General features: G+C 35.0%; 12 protein-coding genes. 6 read left to right on the plus strand and 6 right to left on the minus strand.

Features of this window, described 5'->3' with window-relative positions; translation table 11 throughout:
• Nucleotides 1-272 (minus strand): MobA/MobL family protein (locus tag GVV58_RS14560; RefSeq protein ID WP_159516830.1); only part of this gene is annotated, 272 nt, incomplete at its 3' end.
• Between the two features lie 185 nt (nucleotides 273-457).
• Between GVV58_RS14560 and GVV58_RS14565 the strand changes: the two genes are divergently transcribed.
• Both GVV58_RS14565 and GVV58_RS14570 read left to right on the plus strand, forming a co-directional pair.
• On the plus strand, nucleotides 458-745 hold the full coding sequence (locus GVV58_RS14565; RefSeq protein WP_159516831.1) for a mobilization protein: 288 nt from the start codon (nucleotides 458-460) through the stop codon (nucleotides 743-745).
• Between the two features lie 2 nt (nucleotides 746-747).
• Complete coding sequence (locus tag GVV58_RS14570) at nucleotides 748-1,059, plus strand: HU family DNA-binding protein (protein ID WP_159516832.1); 312 nt, start codon at nucleotides 748-750, stop codon at nucleotides 1,057-1,059.
• Here GVV58_RS14570 and GVV58_RS14575 read toward each other — a convergent pair.
• The 3 genes from GVV58_RS14575 to GVV58_RS14585 form a co-directional block, all read right to left on the minus strand.
• Complete coding sequence (locus GVV58_RS14575) at nucleotides 1,056-1,352, minus strand: hypothetical protein (protein ID WP_159516833.1); 297 nt, start codon at nucleotides 1,350-1,352, stop codon at nucleotides 1,056-1,058. The genes GVV58_RS14570 and GVV58_RS14575 overlap by 4 nt on opposite strands.
• Nucleotides 1,349-2,290 carry a replication initiation protein RepM gene (gene repM / locus GVV58_RS14580; protein ID WP_087554602.1) on the minus strand — a complete coding sequence of 314 codons (942 nt, stop codon included), beginning with the start codon at nucleotides 2,288-2,290 and terminating at the stop codon, nucleotides 1,349-1,351. The genes GVV58_RS14575 and repM overlap by 4 nt, the downstream gene beginning before the upstream one ends.
• A 751-nt stretch (nucleotides 2,291-3,041) precedes the next feature.
• A complete protein-coding gene (locus tag GVV58_RS14585) occupies nucleotides 3,042-3,836 on the minus strand; it encodes a hypothetical protein (RefSeq protein ID WP_159516834.1) in 795 nt (264 codons plus the stop codon).
• Between the two features lie 208 nt (nucleotides 3,837-4,044).
• Here GVV58_RS14585 and GVV58_RS14590 point away from each other — a divergent pair, with 208 nt between their 5' ends.
• The 4 genes from GVV58_RS14590 to GVV58_RS14605 all read left to right on the plus strand — a co-directional run bounded on the left by GVV58_RS14590 (nucleotide 4,045) and on the right by GVV58_RS14605 (nucleotide 6,161).
• Complete coding sequence (locus GVV58_RS14590; protein WP_001277151.1) at nucleotides 4,045-4,338, plus strand: type II toxin-antitoxin system RelB/DinJ family antitoxin; 294 nt, start codon at nucleotides 4,045-4,047, stop codon at nucleotides 4,336-4,338.
• A complete protein-coding gene (locus GVV58_RS14595; RefSeq protein WP_001129137.1) occupies nucleotides 4,331-4,612 on the plus strand; it encodes a type II toxin-antitoxin system YafQ family toxin in 282 nt (93 codons plus the stop codon). Before GVV58_RS14590 ends, GVV58_RS14595 begins: the two co-directional genes overlap by 8 nt.
• Nucleotides 4,613-4,702: 90 nt before the next feature.
• Nucleotides 4,703-5,713, plus strand: coding sequence for a hypothetical protein (locus GVV58_RS14600; protein WP_159516835.1), 1,011 nt, complete (start codon nucleotides 4,703-4,705; stop codon nucleotides 5,711-5,713).
• On the plus strand, nucleotides 5,700-6,161 hold the full coding sequence (locus GVV58_RS14605) for a Panacea domain-containing protein (protein WP_159516836.1): 462 nt from the start codon (nucleotides 5,700-5,702) through the stop codon (nucleotides 6,159-6,161). Before GVV58_RS14600 ends, GVV58_RS14605 begins: the two co-directional genes overlap by 14 nt.
• A gap of 106 nt (nucleotides 6,162-6,267) precedes the next feature.
• Here GVV58_RS14605 and GVV58_RS14610 read toward each other — a convergent pair whose 3' ends face one another.
• Both GVV58_RS14610 and GVV58_RS14615 read right to left on the minus strand, forming a co-directional pair.
• Entirely contained in the window at nucleotides 6,268-6,768 is a 501-nt protein-coding gene (locus GVV58_RS14610; RefSeq protein WP_159516837.1) for a hypothetical protein, read from the minus strand.
• On the minus strand, nucleotides 6,765-7,517 hold a 753-nt coding region (locus tag GVV58_RS14615; protein WP_159516838.1), incomplete at its 5' end, for a MobA/MobL family protein. The genes GVV58_RS14610 and GVV58_RS14615, both read right to left, overlap by 4 nt.

The following is a 7,517-nucleotide window of genomic DNA, read 5'->3' on the forward strand; positions in this document are numbered from 1 at the left end:
TCAGGCAGGGCAATCACCCATTCTCTAGCGGTTCGGGCATCTTTGCGGTTCTCGGTTTTTTCTGCCAAGTTCCAAAGCTCACCACGATCAATTTCAATATCTAAATTAGAGATAATTTCAGAATGGGCGACACCGTCTTTTCTCGTAAAGTCGTGGGTCAGACCTGTGCGTTCATCTTCCAATTTTTCCCCTGAACGATAGGCACTCGATGCAACCGAAGTTCTTCCCGAACTTCGATTAACCGTTTTAGTTGAACAGTGATAAATTGCCATGCAGTCGCCTTGGGGTGCTTTTGCTTTGGGGTTAAGGGGATTCCCCTTACGCAAACTTTGACTTGGATGAAATCTAAGTCGTAAGTGCGCATTTCATGAAAAACACGATAGCATATTACCCGCTTGAATTTCAATTCATAGGGTCTTATGCTTGAGTGGTTTTCTATATTCCGAAATTAACCGTTATGACTAAATCTGCTGAAAATATCGAAAAGAAAATTGAAGCCCAGTTAGAGAAGCTGAAACAGTTAAAAGCACAGAAACAGGCTATTGAAGCAAGAGAACGTACCAAAAAGAAAGAACAGGAGCGCAAGGATGATACTCGGCGTAAAATTTTGCTCGGTTCTTACTTGATTAAGAAAATGCAGGCAAATGAAGCCAATAAAGAAAAAATACTCGCTGAACTCAACGAATATTTAACAGAAAATAGAGATCGACAGCTTTTTGACTTACCAAATATTGAGGACAATTAATTATGAATAAAGCCGATTTAATTGCCAAATTAGCACCTAAATTAAATATTAATCAAGATGAAGCAAGAGTTGTTCTTAATTCTGTTCTTGAAGTCATTACAGAAGCCCTGGTTGAAGATAAAAATGTCCGATTAGTTGATTTTGGGACTTTTGAAGTAAAACAGCGTGCCGAAAGAATGGGACACAATCCTAAAACTGGCGAAAAACTTAAAATTGAAGCTAAGGAAATTGTCACTTTTAAACAAGGCAAGGCTTTGGGAGAGCAATTTACTGTTAAGCCAAAGCAAAAAAGTAAAGTTAAGAAGAAAGCCTAATTTTTCTTAGCTCTTTGCTTTTCTTGTTCGGCTTTATACTCTGGAATTAGCTCATTTAAGACTTTTTGGATATTTACTTTATCCTTGATCTGCAAATTATCCCGATAGTAAATTAAGTCCTCTATTTTGCTTTCCATCTGCATTTTTTCAGTGGGTTCTGCATTCTGGGATATTCGGGATAATAGAAAGATATAACCGCAGATATTCTCCCTCGCAATTTCATAATTAACGATGTCGGTATACTCAATTTGAACGCCTTGAAAATTGGCTGTTAGGTTCTCCAGTTGCATCATGATTTAAATCCTGCTTTCTCTAAAAATGGGTAAAGTTCTCTAAATTTTTCAGGCTCTAAAAGCATGTCAGCGATACGAATAGCAAATTGTTGGTAGCTTTCTGTACCTTTTGAATATTTACTCATTTCAGGCATTTCTGACATTTTATTGGCAAATAAATGGCGTTGTGCATCGGTCATTTTTATAAAAAAGTCAGGGGTGTTAGGGTCACGCTTAGTATTAATTTTAGGTTTATCGTCTTTTTTTTGCTTAAACTTAAATGAAAACCCAGAAATGATACGTCCTTGCTTGTGTTGTTCGTAACTTACTGTGATATCTGTATATTTATTAATTTGTTTAATAGCAGGGTCTAAGACACGATTCTTAAAATCATAGACTCTAGGATATTCATGCTCCTCAATAGCAAGGCGTTCTCTTAACGTATTTAATTCTATTACTGGAACAACTTTCGTGCTTTGCCATTGAATCATCATTTCATAAAGGCGAATAGCATAAACGCTCGTTAATTGGGCTGTTTTAGATAATCTATATCGTGTGAAACAATCTTTCAGTTGTCCAATCATGCTAAAAACATCATCGGCTAACTGAAATTTAATATATCCCTGCGTATCTGCATAACTAATTTTTTGTACCCATCTCGATTTAACACATTCTATAAAATCAGGTTTTTGATAGACCCGATCATACGTGAAGTAACGGTTAAATAATCGCTCACTTGCATCCCTTAATACCTTATAAGCATCGGATTCATCAGTATTAAATAGCTTGGAGTAATCTTTTGCATATACTCTAAATTCTCGTGTGTGGAATAAGCCTTTATCACTTTCATATTCAGCTAATTCAGTGAAGGCTACATGTAGTATTCGATATTCAGTCAAACTGAGATTAAAGCAAGCTTCAACAAGAGTATTACTTTTTATAACTAGATCATTTTTCATTTGGTTTAAGGATTATTTTTCTGCAATAAAACGACACTATATTATAAAAGCGTTAATTAAAACAACAACATTATTTTTTATTGTCGTTATATAGGGTAAATCTGTCGTTGTATAAGGGTAAATCTGTCGTTGTATAAGGGTAAATCTGTCGTTGTATAAGGGTAAATCTGTCGTTGTATGAGGCTGAAGAGTATTGCTATATAAGGCTTTCATGCTGTCTAAAACTATTAAAACTATTAAAACTATTAAAAAGGGAAAAACTATTAAAACTGCCCTATGTACTCGCTAAAGCTCGTACTCTATTGAAGCTCGTTCCTCGCTTCGAGGGGCAGTTTTTGGTTAATCCTGTTTGTGAAATCTAAAAGCAAAAGCATTGATAATGTATTCGCTTCGCTCATACTTTTTGAAAAGCAAAAGCTCCAAAGTTCGCACCCATTCGGGATGCTCTGTATCTACCGTTTAAAATCGAAAGGGAGCTTGTAATCAGAGAAAAGGCGAGGGCGAAATTTTGATGATGCTCAATCGCTCGTAGACACTCGCTCGGTTCTTATTATCTAGGTTTTAATTATTTAATGGAGCTAATCAAAGTTGTGAAACATTGATCAAAGAATAGGCGTGGAACGTGAAAAATGAATAAAAAAGCCCAATTCAGCTGAGTTGGGCTTTCTATTAAGAGATAAGGCAATGATTTATATGAAATAAAAAAGATTATTTCGCATAAGGTGTATTATGTTAATTTTAGCAAATCTACTCAAACACTAGGTTTATGCTGTTTGGGACCATGCCACTTAAATGATCCTAAAATATTATTAAGTATTTCCTGTAGATGACTCATTGATTCTGGACAGACATCAACTTCTCCATAATGTCCATCTGCCATAGTTGAACCGTACTTAGAACCATTTAAGCTGTTAAGTACTAATGCACCACCGTTAGGAGCACTTATAAAATTATTATCAATTGGTTTTAAATCTAATGGTTTAGGGTTTCTTCCAGCTCCTAGTCCTCTAGAACGATCTTCTAAATGCTGAGCTGTATTACGTACACCTCTTAAATCAGGGAAAATATCAGATATTTTTTTATGTAGTTCTGAAATAACTTCAGGTACATTTTCTTCTCTGCTCAATACTCCTAGAAATTTATCAAATGCATCTAATGCATAAAGAAATGCACGTGCGTAAAGGAATGCAAGATTATTTTCAAACTCTCTTGGTATTGCTCCCTGCTGCCACTTTTCTCTTTTTAAAATAATATCTGTTTGTAACCTGATCTCTTCATGGCTCTCCCAATAATTTTTCCCCTGTTTAATATATTCCTGTTCTAACATCTCACTAATTTCTCGTCTTCTTTTCGAATCTGCATCCCAAGTATCCTTGGAAAATGAATGTGATCTAGAAGTCTGAGCAGATATAAAAAGATTCAATGCTAGATTAGCTTCAAAAAATTGAGACTGTAATGAATAAAGTTGATTTTGAATTTTCCATGTCCAATCTGAATCTTCATAGTCAAGCCAAGTCCCTGGAACGATAATTTCAAATACAAACATAGTGCTCCTTATATTTCCTTTTATAAGGAGATAACTTATCAGACCTTGGATCTATTGTATTAATAATCTTACGCTTACCCCGATTTAACATAATGGTTGTTATACGAAATTCAGCTGTCAGAAACCATTTATTACATCAAAAGTAATGAAAAAGTAAAGAATATGCCTTATATTATCTTTACTTTAATGGTTTTTGAGTGAGGAAATCATGTCCGCAGTCAATTTCAATATGCGCTTAGAAGCAGAGTTAAAAGAACAAGTCACGCCTATTTTGGAAGACTACGGTTTGACTATGCCCCAAGCATTCAAACTGTTCTTGAATCAAATCGTTAAAACTAAAGCGATTCCTTTATCTTTTGACTATGCGCGAGAAACTGCTTTAACGCCTAAAGCAGCAGCCAAGTTACTTCAATCTTTAAAAGAGATTGAAAATGGTGAGTACACCGAGTACGAAACAGTAGAAGAAGCGATTAAAGCTATGTCGGAAGAAGCACATGGCTAAACGTAAGATTATCGTAACCAGTTCTTTTAAACGTGATATTAAAAGACGTTATTTAGAACTGGTTACGGCTGAATGGGCAGAAGTATTAGATTGTTTAGTCGCAAATAATCCTTTGCCTGAAAAATATTTAGATCATCCCTTGAAGGGTGGTGCAGAGTTTAAGAATTGTCGTGATTGTCATGTGAAGCCTGATTTAGTCTTGATCTATAGGCTTGTTGGTGACGATATTTTAGAGCTGCATCAGTTGGATAGCCATTCCGAAATTTTTGGATGACTATTGCTCATAGACACTTGCTCGGTTTTATTTATATAAAAAATCTTATATTTAATATATAGTTATATTGTGGTGTAAGAGATTTAATATATGCTTTGGGGTTTTACTGGAAAAAGTGTTGGAATAGCAGAAAAAATATCTAATTTCTTGAATATTTCAAAAAAAGCTTTCTATTTAGCAATAGATGTTATCGCAACTTTTTTTATAGGTATTGGCGGAGCATGGCTTACTTCTAAAGGTATTGATCAATATTCAATATATTTTGATTTCTCTTTAAAGTCTGTAAAAACTTTTTTTCTTAGTCCTAGTTTTTTAATAGGATTGGGCGTTATGTTATATATGCTCGCAAAGTTTTTTAATTGGGTAGATAATAATACTCTTTTTAAAAATAATATTAGTTTAATTAATGAAAAAGAAAAAATTGAAAAAGAAAAATTAGATTTAGAACAACAAATGCGAGGTGCAACAGAAGATAATAGTATTCTAAAAAAGAAATTAGAATTTAGTTATAGAGAATTAGTTAAAACTTGGCTAAGTACATCTATGCAAAAACTAAATATTAGAGAGCACCATACACGAGCTACCGTATATTATTTTCATGATAATGCATTTTACTATGTCGGGCGTTATTCGAGTAATTCATTAATAGCAAATGTTAGTACTAATAAAGTTATTCTTAATGGTGGAGTTCTAAGCAAAGCTTGGGAGAGAACAACTTACATGGATCTGGATTTTTGCCCAGTCTATGACGAAAATGCTCCACATGAATATATTGAATATCAAAGTAAAACCTATGGTTTTTCAGAAGAAAAAGTTAAAAATTTAACAATGAAACCCTGTCAATACTATGCTAAAACTATAGTTAATAGATTTGATGCTATCGGCGTTATTGTATTTGAGTGTAATGAACGATTCTTAAATGAAAATAGAATCAGAACAATTGAAAGACATTGTACTCAACATGAAAGTAATTTAATCAGCTACATTCAAAACTTTAAGGAATATGGTTTTATTACATCTCAGGATTCAACAAGCAAGAGTCAAAATGTTGAAGCTGAATTTCTTGGTGAATTAGAAGGAAAGCTTAATGAAACTAAATAAGCTAGAAATGATTGTAGCGTATATTTGTCAATCCTATCCTTTTAAAAATGAACTATCAGATGCTAGATTGACTAAACTTGTATATTTAACAGATTGGTTTCACTCCGTATATACTGGTGAACAAGCTACAGATATAGTATGGGTTTTTAATCACTATGGCCCTTATGTCCATGATGTTTTTGAAGTGGCTAATAATAGTTATTATTTCGACATTGAAAATACAAGGAACTATTATGGGGATAATAAATCTATCATTGTATATAATGGGCCAATAGTTTCTTTAAATAAAAACACAGAAAGTATTATTCAATTGGTCATAGATAAAACAAAAAACATGTATTTTAATGATTTTATTGATTATGTGTATTCTACTTTCCCAATTAGAAATAATAATAGATACGCAATATTAGATTTACCCAGCTTAGCTTTAGAATATAGAAATGTATAAGCTCGATACTTTGAAATATGGCTAACGCCATATTTCAAAGTCGGGCAACTTTGCGACTGTTGTCGTCTAATTAGCAGTGAGAAAAACCAAGCAAAGTACTGATCATCTAGTATTTTTTAGGGTCGATCTGACACCAGTCATAGGTTTTTTCTTTGACGCTACTCGGTTCAAACGAGTAGCAGTTCTTGCGCATAATTCTGACCAGTGTTTCACCATCACTTTCTCGAATTTGTAGCGGATATTTTTTTAGTACAGCCATATCAGCTCTACGTTTATCAATTTCATCTTTGCTTGGCACGTATAAGAAGATAGCTAAAATGAACATCATCATCACAGCCACAAACGTGCTGGCAAAAATAAGGATAATTTTTAAGTTGAGCCTGTTTGTAGCTTCGTTTAATGCCTGAACACTGTTGTTTAATGCACCGGTATGCTTCTTATTTGCGTTTTCTAGCGATTTTTCAGCCTTGTCTAGCACTCCACTAGCGACTTGGTTGTAAAACGTCTCTAATCGCTTTTTATCGTCAGCTATGGCTTCTCTATATTCCTTCATGGATGCCAATAAAATATATAACTGGTCGTCTAAATCATCGTTTCGGTTGCTCATAGCGAGTATCCGCCTCTATCTAATTTTTGAGATGCCTTGCGGAGTGCTTGTTCGGCTCGTTGTTTATCTAATTCTTGCTGTCGTTTCATTTCTGCTTGGTGTTCCAGTTCTAGGCGTTTGTTTTCTTGGTTCTTCTGCCATTGATCAAAACCTTGATCGACACGGTGTAAACCACGCTGTAAAACGCTTTCTTTCTGCTGTTTTTCTTGGTGAAGCTGTTGGGTGTTTTGCTGTTTGGCATTGTCATTAAAACGGCTGATTTCTGTTTCTATGCCTTGTCTACGTAATTGGGTGACTTTGGTGCCTTCATGGATAGTGGCTTGTAGTCCGTTGCCTTGATCTGCATAGCTGCGATGATCTATTTTTTCTTGGTAGCCTGCACGTTCCAATGCTTTGTTGGCTAAGTCTGCCCATGTTTCCCGAATTTGCTTAATGTCTTCTTGGGTTGTACCCATATCAAGGCTTTTTCGTTTGGCGTTACTTAACTCAATATCGGTTTTGGTGGTCAGAATGAGTTTGTTGTCCGTATCTAATTTAGCTTTTCGGGTGGTAAGCATGATATGGGCGTGATGGTTCTTGTCGTTACCGCCTTTGCTGGGTTCATGGATGGCTAAATCTGCGATCACGCCATAGCGATCAACTAAGGACCTGGCAAAGTCTTTTGCCAAGTCTTTACGTTGATCAGCGTCTAATTCATCAGGCAGGGCAATCACCCATTCTCTAGCGGTTCGGGCATCTTTGCGGTTCTC

Source organism: Acinetobacter sp. 18QD2AZ41W (assembly GCF_009829025.1).
GTDB lineage: Bacteria > Pseudomonadota > Gammaproteobacteria > Pseudomonadales > Moraxellaceae > Acinetobacter > Acinetobacter pseudolwoffii.

What these genes read in the sequence shown, in the direction of transcription:
- GVV58_RS14565 (WP_159516831.1), top strand. Translation starts at nt 458, where the DNA reads ATGACTAAATCTGCTGAAAATATCGAAAAGAAAATTGAAGCCCAGTTA.
- GVV58_RS14570 (WP_159516832.1), top strand. Translation starts at nt 748, where the DNA reads ATGAATAAAGCCGATTTAATTGCCAAATTAGCACCTAAATTAAATATT.
- GVV58_RS14575 (WP_159516833.1), bottom strand. Translation starts at nt 1,352, where the DNA reads ATGATGCAACTGGAGAACCTAACAGCCAATTTTCAAGGCGTTCAAATT.
- repM (WP_087554602.1), bottom strand. Translation starts at nt 2,290, where the DNA reads ATGAAAAATGATCTAGTTATAAAAAGTAATACTCTTGTTGAAGCTTGC.
- GVV58_RS14585 (WP_159516834.1), bottom strand. Translation starts at nt 3,836, where the DNA reads ATGTTTGTATTTGAAATTATCGTTCCAGGGACTTGGCTTGACTATGAA.
- GVV58_RS14590 (WP_001277151.1), top strand. Translation starts at nt 4,045, where the DNA reads ATGTCCGCAGTCAATTTCAATATGCGCTTAGAAGCAGAGTTAAAAGAA.
- GVV58_RS14595 (WP_001129137.1), top strand. Translation starts at nt 4,331, where the DNA reads ATGGCTAAACGTAAGATTATCGTAACCAGTTCTTTTAAACGTGATATT.
- GVV58_RS14600 (WP_159516835.1), top strand. Translation starts at nt 4,703, where the DNA reads ATGCTTTGGGGTTTTACTGGAAAAAGTGTTGGAATAGCAGAAAAAATA.
- GVV58_RS14605 (WP_159516836.1), top strand. Translation starts at nt 5,700, where the DNA reads ATGAAACTAAATAAGCTAGAAATGATTGTAGCGTATATTTGTCAATCC.
- GVV58_RS14610 (WP_159516837.1), bottom strand. Translation starts at nt 6,768, where the DNA reads ATGAGCAACCGAAACGATGATTTAGACGACCAGTTATATATTTTATTG.